This window comes from Tsukamurella conjunctivitidis, assembly GCF_007858475.1.
Lineage (GTDB): Bacteria > Actinomycetota > Actinomycetes > Mycobacteriales > Mycobacteriaceae > Tsukamurella > Tsukamurella conjunctivitidis.
In genome coordinates this window covers 1-630 of record NZ_VIGX01000144.1, presented here as the reverse complement: position 1 = coordinate 630, position 630 = coordinate 1, and the positions used below count along the sequence as shown (strand labels likewise).

The 630-nt window shown below is 71.0% G+C and carries 1 pseudogene; it reads right to left on the bottom strand.

Annotation, left to right across the window (positions count from 1 at the left end):
* Positions 1 to 630 (bottom strand): annotated as a pseudogene (locus FK530_RS26085) (hypothetical protein); the annotation flags it as partial.

Here is a 630-nt window from a genome sequence, read left to right as displayed (position 1 = left end):
CCCCTCCTCCACATCGTCGGAGGCAGCGGTGTCGGGGGACACTGCCCACACGAGGCCTGCGGCCTCCACCTTCGCCTGCGCATCCGCCGGGTCGAGGTTCACCAGCCCCGTGGGCACGGCCACCTGGTCCGGGGCCCGGTTCTGGTTGAGGGCGAAGGCGATGCCCCCGCCGACCAGTGCGATCGCCAGGATCACCAGGACGGTGATCCACGCGTTCCGCTTCTTGCGTGCCTTGTGTGCGGCCGCCTCGTCAATGTCGGTGTTCCCCCCACCGTTGGTGCCCAAGGCCGTCATGGTCGAGGTCGGTGACGGTGCCTGTCCGTTGGTGCGGGTGGGACCCGTGTAGGCCGGCGGGGGTGGAGGAGCCATGGCCAGGGTCTGGGTGGCTGCGTCAGAGCCGGCGGCCGCTGTCCACACCTGCGTGGCGGGTGCGTTGACATCGGCGCCGCGGGCGGCACGGATGAGGTCGGCCCGCATCTCGGCGGCGGAGGAGTAGCGGTCGTCCCGGTTCTTCGCCAGGGCCTTCATGACCACCCGGTCCAGTGCCTCAGGGACGTCAGGGGTGATGGAGGAGGGAGTCGGCGGGATCGCTGAGACGTGCTGGTAGGCCACCGCCACGGCGGAGTCCCC